The 14691-nt window shown below is 69.1% G+C and carries 15 protein-coding genes; 14 read left to right on the top strand and 1 reads right to left on the bottom strand.

The features are described 5' to 3' along the window. Nucleotides 1-2: 2 nt before the first annotated feature. The 3 genes from AC27VN_RS02230 to AC27VN_RS02220 all read left to right on the top strand — a co-directional run bounded on the left by AC27VN_RS02230 (nucleotide 3) and on the right by AC27VN_RS02220 (nucleotide 2525). Entirely contained in the window at nucleotides 3-1103 is a 1101-nt protein-coding gene (locus AC27VN_RS02230; protein ID WP_208510783.1) for an ABC transporter ATP-binding protein, read from the top strand. A gap of 27 nt (nucleotides 1104-1130) precedes the next feature. Continuing rightward, nucleotides 1131-1637 (top strand): nucleoside deaminase, encoded by a 507-nt coding sequence (locus AC27VN_RS02225; protein ID WP_093346614.1) that lies wholly within the window; start codon nucleotides 1131-1133, stop codon nucleotides 1635-1637. Between the two features lie 72 nt (nucleotides 1638-1709). After that, complete coding sequence (locus AC27VN_RS02220; RefSeq protein WP_490875479.1) at nucleotides 1710-2525, top strand: GntR family transcriptional regulator; 816 nt, start codon at nucleotides 1710-1712, stop codon at nucleotides 2523-2525. A 38-nt stretch (nucleotides 2526-2563) separates the two neighbouring features. Here the strand turns inward: AC27VN_RS02220 and AC27VN_RS02215 are convergent, their stop codons facing one another. Next, entirely contained in the window at nucleotides 2564-3892 is a 1329-nt protein-coding gene (locus AC27VN_RS02215) for an alpha/beta hydrolase family protein (RefSeq protein ID WP_490875478.1), read from the bottom strand. 91 nt (nucleotides 3893-3983) lie between these two features. Here AC27VN_RS02215 and AC27VN_RS02210 point away from each other — a divergent pair, with 91 nt between their 5' ends. The 11 genes from AC27VN_RS02210 (at nucleotide 3984) to hmpA (ending at nucleotide 14688) form a co-directional block, all read left to right on the top strand. Further along, on the top strand, nucleotides 3984-4541 hold the full coding sequence (locus AC27VN_RS02210; RefSeq protein WP_296786542.1) for a TetR/AcrR family transcriptional regulator: 558 nt from the start codon (nucleotides 3984-3986) through the stop codon (nucleotides 4539-4541). Nucleotides 4542-4727: 186 nt separating this feature from the next. Then, on the top strand, nucleotides 4728-5447 hold the full coding sequence (locus tag AC27VN_RS02205) for an ABC transporter ATP-binding protein (RefSeq protein WP_490875477.1): 720 nt from the start codon (nucleotides 4728-4730) through the stop codon (nucleotides 5445-5447). Then, nucleotides 5431-6171 (top strand): ABC transporter ATP-binding protein, encoded by a 741-nt coding sequence (locus AC27VN_RS02200; protein ID WP_490875476.1) that lies wholly within the window; start codon nucleotides 5431-5433, stop codon nucleotides 6169-6171. The genes AC27VN_RS02205 and AC27VN_RS02200 overlap by 17 nt, the downstream gene beginning before the upstream one ends. Further along, complete coding sequence (locus AC27VN_RS02195) at nucleotides 6171-7040, top strand: branched-chain amino acid ABC transporter permease (protein ID WP_490875475.1); 870 nt, start codon at nucleotides 6171-6173, stop codon at nucleotides 7038-7040. Before AC27VN_RS02200 ends, AC27VN_RS02195 begins: the two co-directional genes overlap by 1 nt. 4 nt (nucleotides 7041-7044) lie before the next feature. Further along, nucleotides 7045-7992: a branched-chain amino acid ABC transporter permease gene (locus tag AC27VN_RS02190; RefSeq protein ID WP_490875474.1), complete on the top strand. Its 948-nt coding sequence runs from the start codon at nucleotides 7045-7047 to the stop codon at nucleotides 7990-7992. Then, a complete protein-coding gene (locus AC27VN_RS02185; RefSeq protein ID WP_296786526.1) occupies nucleotides 7992-8639 on the top strand; it encodes a TetR/AcrR family transcriptional regulator in 648 nt (215 codons plus the stop codon). Before AC27VN_RS02190 ends, AC27VN_RS02185 begins: the two co-directional genes overlap by 1 nt. Further along, complete coding sequence (locus tag AC27VN_RS02180) at nucleotides 8636-9844, top strand: ABC transporter substrate-binding protein (RefSeq protein WP_490875473.1); 1209 nt, start codon at nucleotides 8636-8638, stop codon at nucleotides 9842-9844. The genes AC27VN_RS02185 and AC27VN_RS02180 overlap by 4 nt, the downstream gene beginning before the upstream one ends. Then, a complete protein-coding gene (locus tag AC27VN_RS02175) occupies nucleotides 9841-10662 on the top strand; it encodes an SDR family oxidoreductase (protein ID WP_490875472.1) in 822 nt (273 codons plus the stop codon). Before AC27VN_RS02180 ends, AC27VN_RS02175 begins: the two co-directional genes overlap by 4 nt. Further along, nucleotides 10659-12206: an AMP-binding protein gene (locus AC27VN_RS02170; protein WP_490875471.1), complete on the top strand. Its 1548-nt coding sequence runs from the start codon at nucleotides 10659-10661 to the stop codon at nucleotides 12204-12206. The genes AC27VN_RS02175 and AC27VN_RS02170 overlap by 4 nt, the downstream gene beginning before the upstream one ends. Nucleotides 12207-12315: 109 nt before the next feature. Next, nucleotides 12316-13296, top strand: a complete 981-nt coding sequence (locus AC27VN_RS02165; protein WP_490875470.1) for an NAD(P)H-dependent flavin oxidoreductase — start codon at nucleotides 12316-12318, stop codon at nucleotides 13294-13296. Nucleotides 13297-13500: 204 nt separating this feature from the next. Then, nucleotides 13501-14688, top strand: a complete 1188-nt coding sequence (gene hmpA / locus AC27VN_RS02160) for an NO-inducible flavohemoprotein (protein WP_490875469.1) — start codon at nucleotides 13501-13503, stop codon at nucleotides 14686-14688. The last annotated feature ends 3 nt before the right edge of the window (nucleotides 14689-14691 follow it).

Raw genomic sequence — 14691 nt, 5'->3', positions numbered from 1 at the left:
GGATGAACAACGACGCTTATGTTTCGCTGCGTGCGCTCGACAAGCGCTTCGCTGGCCACCACGCCGTGCGCGGCATCGACCTCGACATCGCGGCCGGCGAGTTCGTCGCCATCATGGGGCCCTCGGGCTGCGGCAAGTCCACCACCTTGCGGCTGCTGGCCGGGCTGGACCAGCCCAGCTCCGGCGACATCCTGATCGGCGGGCGCAGCATGCGCGACGTGCCGGCCTACCAGCGCGACACGCCGATGGTGTGGCAGAGCCTGGCGCTGTTCCCCTTCCTCACGGTGGCCCAGAACGTGGAGTTTCCGCTGCGCATGAAGGGACTGGGCGCCGAGGCGCGGCGCAAGCGCGCGCTCGACTGGCTCGGCCGCATGGGGCTTGCGGGCATGGGCGACCGGCAGATCGCGCAGCTCTCGGGTGGCCAGCGCCAGCGCGTGGCCATCGCGCGGGCGCTGGTCACCGAGCCCTCGATCCTGCTGCTCGACGAGCCGCTGAGCGCCCTCGACGCGCACCTGCGCGTGCGCATGCAGACCGAGCTCGCGCGGCTGCACCGCGAGCTGCGCATCACCTTCGTCTACGTGACGCATGCGCAGTCGGAGGCCTTCGCGCTGGCCGACCGGATCGTGATCATGAACGAGGGCCGCATCCAGCAGGTGGGCGCGCCGCAGGACGTCTACCGCGCGCCGGTGAACCCCTTCGTGGCCGACTTCATCGGCACCAACAACCTGCTGACCGGCACGGTGGGCGCGCTCGACGCCGAAGGTTGGGCGCGTGTCGACGGCGCGCTCGGCAGCTTCGCGGTGCCGGCGCGGCGCGCGCTGGACCGCGGCGCCGACGTGAGCTTCGTGGTGGCGGCCGACCGCGTGTCGCTCAGGCCGTCGGAGGCCGAGGCACCCGCGGGGGCTTCGCGCCTCGAGGGCGCCGTGCTGGGCCTGGAGTTCGTCGGTTCCACACAGACGGTCTTCATCGAACTGCCGGGCGGGCACGAGTTCCGGGTCCAGAAGCAGCAGCACGAGATCGAGTCGCTCGAGCTCGCGCCGGGCCGGCGCGTGGGCCTGCATTGGGACCCCAGGCATGCGTGGCTGTTGCCGCGCAACGCCTGACGACCTATCAACCTTGGAGCAGCACACATGTACGAAGAGAGATTCATGCGCCAGGCGCTGGCCTTGTCCGCGCAGGCACTCGCGAAACCCGGCACCGAGCCTTTCGGTGCGGTGATCGTGAAGGACGGCCAGGTGGTCGGCGAGGGCTTCAACCATTCGGTCGCGCACTTCGACCCGACCTCGCATGGCGAGGTCGAGGCCATCCGCGATGCCTGCCGGCGGCTGCGCCGCGTCGACCTGTCGGACTGCGAGCTGTATTCGTCGTGCGAGCCATGCGCGATGTGCGTGGCCGCGATGCGCGTGGCGGGCATCCGCCGGCTGTTCCATGCCGCCACGCTCGCGCAATCGGGCGCGGCCTTCGAGGGCCTGCCCGTGGCGGCGCGTCATCCCATCGACGTGGACGAGCTGCGCCGCGTGGCCGGTGCCACGCTCGCCGAAGGCCTGACGCCCGCCGAGCAGCACCTGCCGTGGGATGCGATCGAGATCCTCGAGGCCTGGGCGGCCCCGCGCAAGCTGCCGCAACCTTCCCGTTGAGCGGGGCACCGGCACGGCCGCGGGCGCAATAATCGCGCTTCCCGATCCTTTCGCCATGCGACACCCAGCCCCGTGCCACCCTCCAGACGCCCGCCGAGCCCCGCCACTGTTCCCGACGACAAGCTCGGCCGCACGCGGACCGAGACCGTGCACGAGGCCCTGCGCCTGGCCATCATCGAGCAGAGCCTCCAGCCCGGCGCGCGCCTGCCCGAGGACGCGATCGGCGAGAGCTTCGGCGCCAGCCGTACCATCGCGCGCGAGGCGTTGGGCCGGCTCGCGGTCGAAGGCCTGGTCGAGCTCAAGCCCAACCGCGGCGCCTTCGTGGCCAACCCCAGCCTCGAGGAGGGCCGCGAGATCTTCCAGGTGCGCAACGGGCTCGAGCGCACGGTGGTGCAGACGCTGTCGGGCAAGCTCTCGGCGGCGCACGAGTCCACGCTGCGCTCGCACGTCGTCAAGGAGCAGCAGGCCTCGGGGCGCGATGCCGTGCGTTCGATGCGCCTGGCCGGCGAGTTCCATCTGCAGCTCGCCGCGATGACGGGCAACCAGCTGCTCGAACGCTATGTGCGCGAGGTGGTCTCGCGCTGCTCGCTGATCCTCGCGACCTATGGCCGGCCGCATTCCAGCGAATGCGCCGTGACCGAGCATGCGGAGATCGTCGATGCCCTGGCCAAGGGCGATTTCGAAACGGCCGCCGACGTGATGCAGCGGCACCTCGAAGCGGTGGCCGACCGCGCGCTGCCGCCGATCCGCGCGGGCGTGGACATCCGGGACGTGCTGGCGCGCTATGCGTCGGCGTCGGCGGGCACCGGCCTGGAAGCCGAGGCCGCGGCGGTTCCGGCGCACCAGGCGAAGGGCGGCGGGCGCGGGCGGCCGCGGAAGAAGGGATAGGCGCTGCGGCGAGCCGACGGCCACGTCCCGCAGGAAGCTCAGGCCAGCGTCTCATCCAGCCAGTCGAAGATGCGCGCATTCGACAAGCGGTAGTTGCCGACTTGGCAGTGCGCGCCCGCACCTTCGGCGCGGGTGAATCGGATCAGCGTCTTGGGGCAGGTCAGGTGGTCATAGAGCATCTGCGGCTGGCCCTTGAAGAACATGTCGTCCTCGGCTTCGCACACCAGCGTCGGGCAACTGATCTTCTCGGCGATCCCGTTCGCGACGTTGTAGTCGAGCACCTTGGCGTAGTACTCGCGCGGCGTCTTCGCGCCGGTCGCGAACATGCCGTGATGGATGGCCCAGCGTGCGGTGGGAGACTGCTTCATCGCGGCCTCCAGGCGCTGGTCGATCTCGGGCGCGTGTTCGGACCTGAGCTCGTCCCGGATCGTGGCTTGCCGATCCGCCGGGAAGCGCGCGAGATGCGGCGCGGCGTAGTCGTAGAGGCCGTCATTGGCGATGACGGCCACCAGGCGCTTCTCGAAGGCGGCGGCGCGCGGCGCCAGCAGCCCGCCGAGGCTCTCGCCCATGAGCGCGATCTTCCTGGGATCGACGCCGGGCTGCTTGAGCAGGAAGTCGACCACCGGCGTGATGACCTTTTCCCAGTCCGGCCGGAACACCAGGCCGCGGCGCAACGCTTCGTACTGCCCGGGGCCATCGAAGGCCAGGACGTTGTAGCCGCGTTCGACGCCCGCGCGGGCGCTGGTGTGGTGCATCTCCCTCGCCGAGCCGTCGAAGCCGGTGTGCAGGATCAGCGTGGGGCGACGCTTGCTCGAGCGGTCGACGCGATGAAAGTAGCCAGGCAGCGTCGTGTTCTCGTACGGAATCTCGACCGGCGTGATCGGTTGCTCGAAGAGCGAGGCGGCCGTGCGGTAGCACTCGACGCCCAGCTTGAAGGCGCGCTTCACGCGCGGGTCCTCGGGGTTCTCGTGGAGAAAGAACTCGGCATAGGAGTGGTAGTTGCCCGCGCGCAGGTAGCCGTCGCGGGCGCTCACGCGGTGGCCGCGCGCGAGCTGGCTGGCCGCTTCCTTGGCGATGCGGTCGGCCGTGGCGTTCCACTGCGTGTACCAGCTGTCGTAGTTGCCCGATTCGATGGCCTGCGAAGTCACGAGGACCTCGCCGAACTGGGCCACGCCATAGGAACTGCTCCCGAAGATCCGTTCGGTCTCGAACCAGAACTGGGCGTTGTCCGCGAAAAGCGGTGGCGCTGCCGCTTCGGATGCGCCCCGTGCCGCTGGGGCCGTGGCGCTCGCGCCGGTCGCCGGCAACGCGCCTGCGAGCGCCGCTGCCGCGAATGGAAGCCCGGCCAGGATGGAACGTCGATGCATGGGTATGTCTCTCGTAAAGTTGTTGACGCTGTAAACGATAGCAGGGCAACTTTCTTAACGCAATAATAGTTTCATTAACAAGGGCAAAAAAATGACTGTCAGATCCCGCCCGGGCGGGCGCACCGCCCGCACCAAGGAGGCGGCCCTGGAGGCCGCGACGGCCTTGATGGCCGAGCGCAAGGGGGAGGCCATCACCATGGCGGAGGTGGCCGAGCGCGCGGGCGTGGCGCCCACCAGCCTCTACCGGCGCTGGCCCGATGTCCGGGCACTCATCGCGGAAGCGGCGGTCGGGCAGCTCATGCGCGAGCAGCCGATGCCCGACACCGGGTCGTTGCGCGGCGACCTGTGCGCCTGGGCCCGCGCGGCCGCGCAGCAGATCGCCAGCGGCGAGTCCGTCCTGTTTCAGGCCCTGGCCGCGAATGCGGCTTCGGCTGGCGCCGGCAGGAAGGCTTCCGGGGCCGAGCCGCTGCAGCCGCGGGGCAGGCAGATCGCGGCGATGCTGGAGCGCGCCCGGGAGCGCGCGGAAGCGGCGCCGCCAGTGGCCGATGTGCTCGATCACGTGCTGGCCCCTCTCTACATGCGGGCGCTGTTCGGTGCCCCTGCCGACGCGGATTACGCCGAGAAACTGGTCGACCGCCTGTTGGGCTGAGGCGCGCGTGTCGGGGCCTGGGCCATGCCGGCCCGGGGTAAACCCCAGGGCATTTTTGCTTACGACATAAACTATGTTGTTTACACTATACGCAACCCGACGCGATCGAACCGCGGCGGGACGCTCCGCCGCCGATCCCCGCATCGAGCAGCGGACTCGAACAATGAAGAGACAGGCGGTAAACAAGTGCTCGAGATCCAACAACTTGGCATGTCGTTCGGCGGCGTGCATGCGCTGTCGGGGGTGTCGATGGCCATCGAACCGGGCCGCATCTACGGCCTGATCGGCCCGAACGGCGCCGGCAAGTCCACGGCCATCAATGCGATCACCGGAACCATCGTTCCCTCCGCCGGCCGCATCCTCTGGCACGGCAAGGACGTCTCGCGCTGGCCCCAGCACCGGCGCGCGCGCTCGGGACTGGCGCGCACCTTCCAAAACCTGGCGCTGTTCCACAAGCTGTCGGTGCGGGAGAACGTCGCCTGCGGTGCCATCCACGCCCACGACGACGCGGGCCTGCGGGGCGCGGTCGACGCCGCCCTCGATGCCTTCGGCCTCGCGCAGGTGGCCGACGAGCCGGTCGACGTGCTCTCGCTGGGAACCCGCAAGCGCGTCGAGATGGCGCGCGCCACCGTCGCGAAGCCCAGGCTGCTCCTGCTGGACGAGCCCGCCGCGGGCCTGACCGGCAGCGAGATCGCGGAGTTCTCCGCGCGCATGCGTGCGTTCCGGGATGGCGGTGGCGCCGTGCTGCTGGTGGAGCACGACATGAGCCTGGTGATGAGCCTGTGCGAGCACCTCTTCGTGCTCGACTTCGGCCAGCTGATCGCCGCCGGCACGCCCGGCGAGGTCCGCGCCAACCCGGCCGTGCAGGCCGCCTACTTCGGAGCCGGCGATGAGCAACTTCACTGAAGCGCCCGCGCCCGCCTTGCTCGAGGTGGACCGCGTGACGGCGGGATATGGCGGGCCGGCCGTCGTGCGCGACGTGTCGCTGGCCATCAAGGAAGGCCGGATCACCGCGCTGCTCGGTGCCAACGGCGCCGGCAAGACCACGCTGATGCGTGCCATCTGCGGCATGGTCAGGTTCACGGGGTCGATCGTGCTGGGCCACGAGCTCCTGTCGGGCCAGCGCACCGAACGGATCGCCCGCCTCGGTATCGCGCATGTGCCCGAAGGCCGCGGCACCTTCATCGACCTGAGCGTCGAGGAGAACCTGCGCGTCGGCTGTTTCGCCAGGTCGACGAAGGAGGGTGCCGCCGAGGCCATGGAGCGTATCTATGGCTGGCTGCCGCGGCTGGCCGAACGGCGCACGCAGCGCGCCGGCAGCCTTTCGGGTGGCGAGCAGCAGATGCTGGCCATCGGCCGTGCCCTGATGGCCAAGCCCCAGGTGCTGTTGCTGGACGAGCCTTCGTTCGGGCTGGCGCCGCGCGTGGCGGCCGAGATCATGCGGCTGCTGCGCCGGCTGCAGTCGGAGACGAGCATGGGCATCCTGCTGGTCGAGCAGAACATCGAAATCGCGCTGGGGCTGGCCGACGATGCCTATGTCCTGCGAACCGGCGCCGTGGTCGCGAGCGGCCCCGCGGCGCAACTGCGCGGGAGCCATGCGCTGCGCGATGCCTACCTGGGAGCGCATTGATGGAGGCACTCGTCAACCAGATCGTCGCGGGCCTCACCACCGGCTGCGCCTATGCGCTGATCGGCCTGGCGCTGGTCATCGTCTACCGCACCACCAGCCACGTCAATTTCGCGCAGGGCGAGATGGCGACCTTGACGACCTACGTCGCGTGGTCGCTGCTGCAAGCCGGCGTGCCCTACTGGGGCGCCTTCGCGCTCGCGATCGTCGTGGCGTTCATCTTCGCCGCGAGCCTCGAACGCTGGGTGATCGGACGCCTCGGTGCCTCCTCGCCGATGGCGACCGTGGCGGCATTCATCGGCCTGTTCATGATCCTCCACAGCCTTACCGGATACATCTGGGGCCATGACGTGCGCGAGTTCCCGAGCCCGTTCCCGGCCGGTGCGCTGGCGGGCGGCCTGGTGTCCGGCCATCAGGTGGGCGTGGCCGCGGTCACGACCGTGCTGCTCGTTCTGTTGTGGGCCTTCTTCCGCTTCACCTCGGTCGGGCTGGCCATCCGTGCCGCGGCGCAGAACCCGGGCTCCGCGCGATTGAGCGGCATCTCGACCAAGGCAATGGCCGCATTCGGCTGGGGCCTGGCCTCGGCCATGGGGGCGGTGGCCGGGATGATGATCGCGCCGCAGCTCTACCTCGATCCCAACATGATGAGCGGCGTGCTCATCTACGGATTCGCCGCCGCCCTGATGGGAGGCATCCAGAGCGTGCCCGGCGCGGTCATCGGCGGCCTGGCCCTCGGTGTGCTCGAGAACCTGCTGGGCGCCTACGTGGTCGGCACGCAGCTCAAGCTCACAGTGGCAATGGTGCTGATCGTGGGCATGCTGGTCTGGCGCCCCGACGGCCTGATGGGCCGGCCCAGTGCCAAGAGAGTCTGACGACATGAACACTTCCAATCGATCGATCCTCGCCGTGGCACTGGTGGCCGCACTGCTGCCGCTGTTCGTGCCGGACTTCCTGACCTTTCAGCTGACCCAGGCCATCGGGTTGGGCATCGCGCTGGTGGGACTCAACGTGCTCACGGGCATGGCGGGCCAGCCTTCGCTCGGCCACGGCGCCTTCTTCGCCATCGGCGCCTACGGCACCGCGATGCTCGTCGAAGCGGGGCTGCCCTGGTGGAGCGCGCTGCCGCTGGCCTGCGTCGCGGGAGCCCTGGTGGCGTTCGTGATCGGCAAGCCCATCCTGCGCCTGGAGCACACCTACCTGGCGCTGGCCACCTTCGCCATCGCGCTGGCGCTGCCGCAGCTGGTGCGCAATGCGGCGGTCGAACGCTGGACCGGTGGCGCGCAAGGTCTGCAGCTCGATCGCCCGTCGCCGCCCGCCTGGCTCGAGCCCTGGGTCAACCAGGACATGTGGATGTACTGGGTCGCGCTGGCACTGGCGATCGCCGTGGTGCTCGCCGTCCGCCGCCTGGCGCGCGGTCGGCTGGGGCTGGAGCTGCGCGCGCTCAGCGACCACACGGTGGCGGCGGCCGCCTGCGGCATCGACGTGTCGCGCAGCAAGGCGTTGGCCTTCGTGCTGAGCGCGGCCTGCGCCTGCGCGGGGGGCGGGCTGTACGCGCTCAACGTCCAGCTGGTCGCGCCCGACAGCTTCACCCTGTTCCTGTCGCTGACCATGGTGGCCGGACTGGTCGTGGGCGGGCTCGGCACGGTGCTCGGCCCCTGGATCGGCGCCCTGTTCGTGCAGTTCGTTCCGTCCCTGGCCGACCGCGTCTCCACCGCGGCGCCCTGGGCCGTCTTCGGCGTGGCGATCCTGCTCGTCGTGTTTCTTCAACCGCGCGGCATCGCCGGGATGCTGCGCCTCGTCCAACGTACCAAGGGAGGTTTCTGATGCCACGCGCCAAGACACCAGAGGAGCGCCAGGAGATCCGCGATCTCATCTGCCAGGTCGGCGAACGCATGTTCGTCGAGCGCGGCGTGAACGGCGTGAGCATGCGCGACCTGACCGCCGAGCTGGGCCTGAGCCCGATGGCGCCGTACCGCTACTTCAAGGACAAGGCCGAGATCCTGGCCACCGTGCGGGCCGCGGCCTTCTCGCGCTTTTCCGACGCGGTCGAGGCGGCATTCGCCAGCGGCAAGACGCCGGCCGCGCGTGCCCGCGCCATCGGCACGGCCTACCTGGGCTTCGCGCTGGCCGAGCCCAATGCCTACCGCCTGATCTTCGACCTGACGCAGCCTCACGAGGAGCAATACCCGGAGCTGGCGTTCCAGAGCGCGCGCGCCAAGGAGATCCTGTCGCGCCAGTCGAAGGACCTGATCGATGCCGGCCTCGCGCCCGACGACGTCGAGGAGGTGACGCATTCGCTGTGGTCGGCCGCCCATGGCGTGTGCGTGCTCTACATGGCCGGCAAGTTTCCCAGCGCGGACAGGGCGCGCGACGCCTACCGCAACACGATGCGCTGGCTCTTCATGGGGCTGCATGCCGAAGCGCAGAAGGCCCCCCGTTCCACTTCCAAATCCGCCAAGGAGTCCCGATGAAACTGAACCGACGCACGGTCGTGCTGGGCGCGCTCGCCTCAATGGCGGCACCGTTGCCCGCCCTGGCGCAGAAGCGCCATGGGCCGGGTGTGAGCGACAGCGAGATCAGGATCGGCTCGACCATGCCGTTCAGCGGCCCGGTGTCGATCCTGGGCACGCTGGGCAAGACCTCGCTGGCCTACTTCAACCAACTCAACGCCGCGGGCGGCATCAACGGGCGGCGCATCAAGCTGATCCAGTACGACGACGGCTACAACCCCGGCAAGGCACTGGAACTGACGCGGCGGCTCGTCGAGCAGGACGAGGTTTCGCTGATCTTCGAGACGGTGGGGACGGCGACCAACAACGCGATCTATCGCTACCTCAACGGCAAGAAGGTGCCGCAGCTTCTGATCTTCAGCGGCGCGAACAAGTGGAACGACGTGGCCAACGCGCCTTTCACGATCTCGGGCATGCCCACCTACAACGCCGAAGGACGCATCTACGCGCGCTGGATCCTTGAGAACATGCCCGGCGCCAGGATCGCCATCTTGATGCAGAACGACGACTTCGGCCGTGACTACCTGGCCGGCATCAAGGCCGGCCTCGGCGACAAGGCCAAGGACATGATCGTCGCGCAGAGCACCTACGAGACGACCGACGCATCGGTCGACTCGCAGGTGGTGAGCCTCAAGGGCAGCGGCGCGAACGTGTTCATCTCGCTGTCCAACGGCAAGTTCACGGTGCAGTCGATGAAGAAGGCGCACGACATCGGCTGGAAGCCGCAGGTCATCCTGCCGCTCGGCAGCTCCTCGCTCTCGGCGATCATGCGGCCGGCCGGCGCCGAGGCGGGCAAGGGCGCCATCACGGGCGTCTACAACAAGCCCGTGTCCGACCCGCAGTTCGACAAGGACCCCGGCGTGGTCGGGTTGCGCGAGTTCCTCAAGAAATGGCTGCCCGAGGCGGATCCGAGCGATTCGCTGGTCGGCGGTGGCTACACGGCCGCGCAGGTGCTGGAGAACATCCTGCGCCGCTGCGGCGACGACCTGACGCGCGAGAACATCATGAAGCAGGCCAGCAGCCTCTCGGGCCTCACGACGCCGCTGCTGATGCCGGGCATCACGCTGAGCACGAGCGAGAAGGACCACGAGCTGTATGGCCACCTGTGGCTGCAGCGCTTCGACGGCAACGCCTGGATCCCCTTCGGAAAGGCTCTCTCGGTATGAACGATCCGGCACTCAATGTCTTCGTCGCCGGCGGCACGAGCGGCATCAACCTGGCCATCGCCGAGTCCTTCGCCAGGGCCGGCGCGAATGTCGGCGTGCTGTCGCGCGACAGCGCGAAGGTCGATGCGGCGGTGGCGCGACTCGGGGCGCTCAACGGGCAGCGCGCCGCGGGGTGGCCGGCCGATGTGCGCGAGTTCGAGGCCGTGAAGGCCGCACTGGAAGGATTCCACACGCGCTTCGGCGCCATCGACGTGCTGGTCTCGGGCGCGGCGGGCAACTTCCGCGCGCCTGCGCTCGGCATGTCGCCCAAGGGTTTTCGCACCGTGATCGACATCGACCTGATCGGCACCTTCCACGTGCTTCAGGCCGCGCACGAGTTCCTGCGCAAGCCCGGTGCATCGATCATCAACATCTCGGCCTCCCAGGCCTACGTGCCGATGATGATGCAGAGCCATGTCTGCGCGGCCAAGGCCGGCATCGACATGCTGACGCGCACCCTGGCCCTGGAGTGGGCGGCCGACGGCATCCGCATCAACTCGATCGCGCCGGGGCCGGTGTCGGACACCGAGGGCATGGTCCGTCTCGCGCCGACACCACAGGCGGCCAAGGAACTGACCGACCTCGTTCCGCTGGGCCGCTGGACGCGCAAGGATGAAGTCGCCGCCGTCGCCCAGTTCCTGGCCTCGCCGGGAGCCGCGATGGTGACCGGCCAGGTGATCCCGCTGGATGGCGGGCTCAACCTCGGGCGCTATTCGCCCAAGCTGGTGGCCGAGGCCGATGCCATGATCGAGGCCCACGGGGCGAGGGCCGCGGCATGAGCTACCCGACCCTGGCTTTCGACGACACGGAGATCCCGGCCAGCGTCGTGCGCGAGCGGGCGCTGATGGCGGCTTCGGGCCTCGCGGCGCTCGGCGTGGCGGAGGGTGACGTGGTCGCCGTCATGATGCGCAACGAGCCCGAGGCGGTCGTTGCCATCCTGGCCGCCGGCCACCTGGGCGCCTACTGGTGCGGCCTGAACTGGCACTTCAAGCAGGAAGAGGCGGCCTGGGTGCTGCGCGATGCGCGCGCCAAGGTGCTCTTCATCCACGCCGATCTGATTCCCCAGATCGCGGCCGGCATTCCATCCGAGGTCGTGGTGATCGCGGTGCAGCCACGGGCCATGACACGCGAGATGTACGGCCTTGACGTGGCCGCGGGTTGGCCCGCCGGCGCGCTCGAATGGGAGGACTGGCTGCGCCGGTATCCGGAAAGCACCGCCGTGCCCAAGCGTCCCAAGGGACTGCTGCCCTACACCTCCGGGGTCAGTGGTCGTCCCAAGGGCGTGGTGCGCATCGCGCTGCCGGAAGAGCAGGCCGCGCGGCAGGCGGCCGCCAGCGCCGAGCTCAGCACGCGGGTGCTCGGGGTGACCTCGCAGTCGCGTTGCCTGCTCGCGGCGCCGCTGTACCACAGCGCGCCGGGCAACTATGCGGCGGCATGCGCTCGCGTGGGTGCCTGGCTGCGCCTGGAGCCGAGGTTCGATGCGCAGCGGATCCTGCAGCGGGTGAGCGAGGAACGCATCACGCACCTCTACCTGGTGCCGACCATGTATCAACGTCTGCTGAGCCTGCCGTCCGAGCTGCGCAGCCGGTACGACCTGAGCTCGGTGCAGTTCGTCGCCTCGACGGGATCGCCCTGTCCGGCCGGCGTCAAGCGCGCCATGATCGACTGGTGGGGGCCTGTCGTCCACGAGGCCTATGCATCGAGCGAGACCGGCTACCTCGCGTTCATCACGGCCGAGGAGTGGTTGCGCAAGCCCGGCTCGGTGGGGCGCGCCGCGGGAGACGCCGTGCTCAGGATCCTCGATGAAGACGGGCGGACGCTCGGTGTGGGCGAGATCGGCGTCATCTACGGCCGGCAGCCGGCGTCGCCCGACTTCACCTACATCAACAACGCCGAGGCTCGCGCCAGGATCGAGCGAGACGGCTTGGTGACCGTGGGCGACATGGGCTACCTCGACGAGGACGGCTATCTCTTCATCTCGGGCCGGCAGTCGGACATGGTCATCTCCGGTGGCGTGAACATCTATCCCGCCGAGATCGAGGCCGTGCTGTGCCGGATGCCCGGCGTGGCCGATTGCGCGGTGTTCGGCGTGCCCGACGACGAATGGGGCGAAGCCCTGGTGGCCGCCGTGCAGCCCGCAGCCGGCGAGTCCATCGACGAGAAGGCCGTGCGCGAGTTCGTGCGCGAACGCATGGCCGGCTACAAGGTGCCGAAGTTCGTCAAGCTCGAGTCCAGCCTTCCGCGCGAGGACACGGGCAAGGTCTACAAGCGGCGCGTACGCGAAGCCTTTCTCGCGCGCAGCGGCACGACCGCCACGCGCTGACATCCGCGCCGGCGCATCGACGAAACGCGGCACCAGGGACGCGTGGCCCTGGCGCGCTCGAACGCTCGGGGCCATCCCGATCTTTTCATCCTTCCAACCCGATCCATCCATGAAGACACGTATCACCGAACTGCTCGGCATCGAGCATCCCATCGTCCAGGGCGGCATGCACTGCGTGGGCCTCGCCCCCCTGGCCGCCGCCGTATCCAATGCCGGCGGCCTCGGCATGATCACGGCGCTGACCCTGCCCACGGCCGACAAGCTGGCCGAGGAAATCCGGCGCTGCCGCGAAATGACCGACAAGCCCTTCGGCGTCAATCTCACCTTCCTTCCGAGCGTGCGGCAGCCGGACTATCCCGGCTATGTGCGCGCCATCATCGAGGGCGGCATCAAGGCCGTGGAGACGGCCGGCAACAACCCCGAGCGGGTGCTGCCCGCGCTGCAGGCTGCGGGCGTGAAGGTCATTCACAAGTGCACCTCGATCCGGCATGCGCTCAAGGCCGAGCGCATCGGCTGCGACGCGGTGAGCGTCGACGGCTTCGAATGCGGAGGCCATCCCGGCGAGGACGACGTGCCCAACTTCATCCTCCTGCCGCTGGCGGCGCAGGCGCTGAAGATTCCGTTCATCGCATCGGGTGGCATGGCCGATGGCCGTTCGCTGGTGGCGGCGCTGGCGCTGGGCGCGGATGGCATCAACATGGGGACACGCTTCCTGGCCACCGAGGAGGCGCCGGTCCATCCGAACGTGAAGGACGCGATCCTCCATGCGTCCGAACTGGACACGCGCCTCGTGCTGCGCCCGCTTCGCAACACCGAGCGGGTTCTCACCAACGCCGCGGTGGAGCGCCTGCTCGAAAAGGAGCGCGCGCTGGGCGAGAAGATCCAGTTCGCCGACATCGCGCCCGAGGTCGCCGGTGTGTATCCCAAAGTCATGCACGAAGGACAGATGGATGCCGGTGCGTGGAGCTGCGGCATGGTCGCCGGATTGATCGACGACATTCCGCCCGTGGGGGAACTGGTCGAACGGATCATGGGGCAGGCGAACTCGATCATCCAGGAGCGGCTCTCGGGGTTGGCGAGTCGGGTGTGAATGGTCCGGCATGGCACGCGAGCGCGACGTGCCGGGCCGTGCTGCGACGGACCGAGTCGATTCGACACGAAAAGTCGAATCGACTGGAAAAACCAGGATGTCGATTCGACATCCAATGGCCTAACCCATTGATTTGAAAGGCCCTTCCGCATGGCACACCGGTTGCGTTGAAAGCCCCGTCTTTCAACACCACCCCGAGGTCCCATGCTCACCGCCACTCAGCGCGCCATCGTTTCGTCCACCGTGCCCCTGCTCGAACAGGGCGGCGAGGCGCTCACCACCCACTTCTACCGGATGCTGCTGGCCGAGCATCCCGAGGTGCGGCCCTTCTTCAACGAGACCCACCAGGCCAAGGGCGACCAGCCGCGCGCGCTGGCCAACGGCGTGCTGATGTACGCGAAGAACATCGACCGGCTCGAGGCCATGGGCCCGCTCGCGACGCAGATCGTCAACAAGCACGTGGCGCTGCAGGTGATGCCCGAGCACTATCCGATCGTCGGCGGCTGCCTGCTGCGCGCGATCCGCGACGTGCTCGGCGCCGAGGTCGCGACCGACGCGGTGATCGATGCCTGGGCCGCCGCCTACGGGCAGCTCGCCGACATCCTCATCGGCGCCGAGAAGCAGCGCTACGACGCGCAGGCCGCGGCGCCGGGCGGCTGGCGCGGCATGCGCGCGTTCACGGTGGCGCGTAAGCAGGCCGAGAGCGCCGAGATCGTCTCGTTCCACCTGGCACCGGCCGATGGCGGCGCGCTGATGGACTTCGCGCCCGGCCAGTACATCGGCCTGTGCCTGCGGGTCGAGGGCAAGGACATCCGCCGCAACTATTCGCTGTCGGCCGCGCCGAACGGCCGCAGCTATCGCATCAGCGTGAAGCGCGAGTCCGGCGGCGTGGCCTCGAACCATCTGCACGACCAGGTGCACGAGGGCGACACGCTGCAGCTGCTGCCGCCCTCGGGCGAGTTCACGCTGGCCGACAGCGCGCGGCCGCTGGTGCTGATCAGCGGCGGCGTGGGCATCACGCCCACGCTCGCGATGCTCGAGCAGGCACTGGCCACGCAGCGCGAGGTGGTGTTCATCCACTGCGCGCGCAATGGCGCGGTGCATGCGTTTCGCGAGCACATCGACGGCATCGCGTCACGGCATCCGAGGTTGAGCCGCTTCTATTGCTATGACGAGAGCGACGCGAGCGATGCCGCGCGCCCGCATGCGGTCGGCCGGCTCGACCGCGAGAAGCTCGCGGCCTGGCTGCCCGCGCACACGCGCGACGTCGATGCCTACTTCCTCGGGCCCAAGCCCTTCATGCAGCAGGTGCGGCGCGAGTTGCGCGCATGGGGCGTGCCCGATGCGCAGTCGCGCTTCGAGTTCTTCGGGCCAGCCTCGGCGCTCGAGTGAATC

The sequence above is a fragment of the Variovorax sp. 20P10.2.4 genome (genome assembly GCF_058244205.1).
Note: the sequence above shows the minus strand (reverse complement) of the source record. Positions and strands in the feature narration are given on the sequence as shown.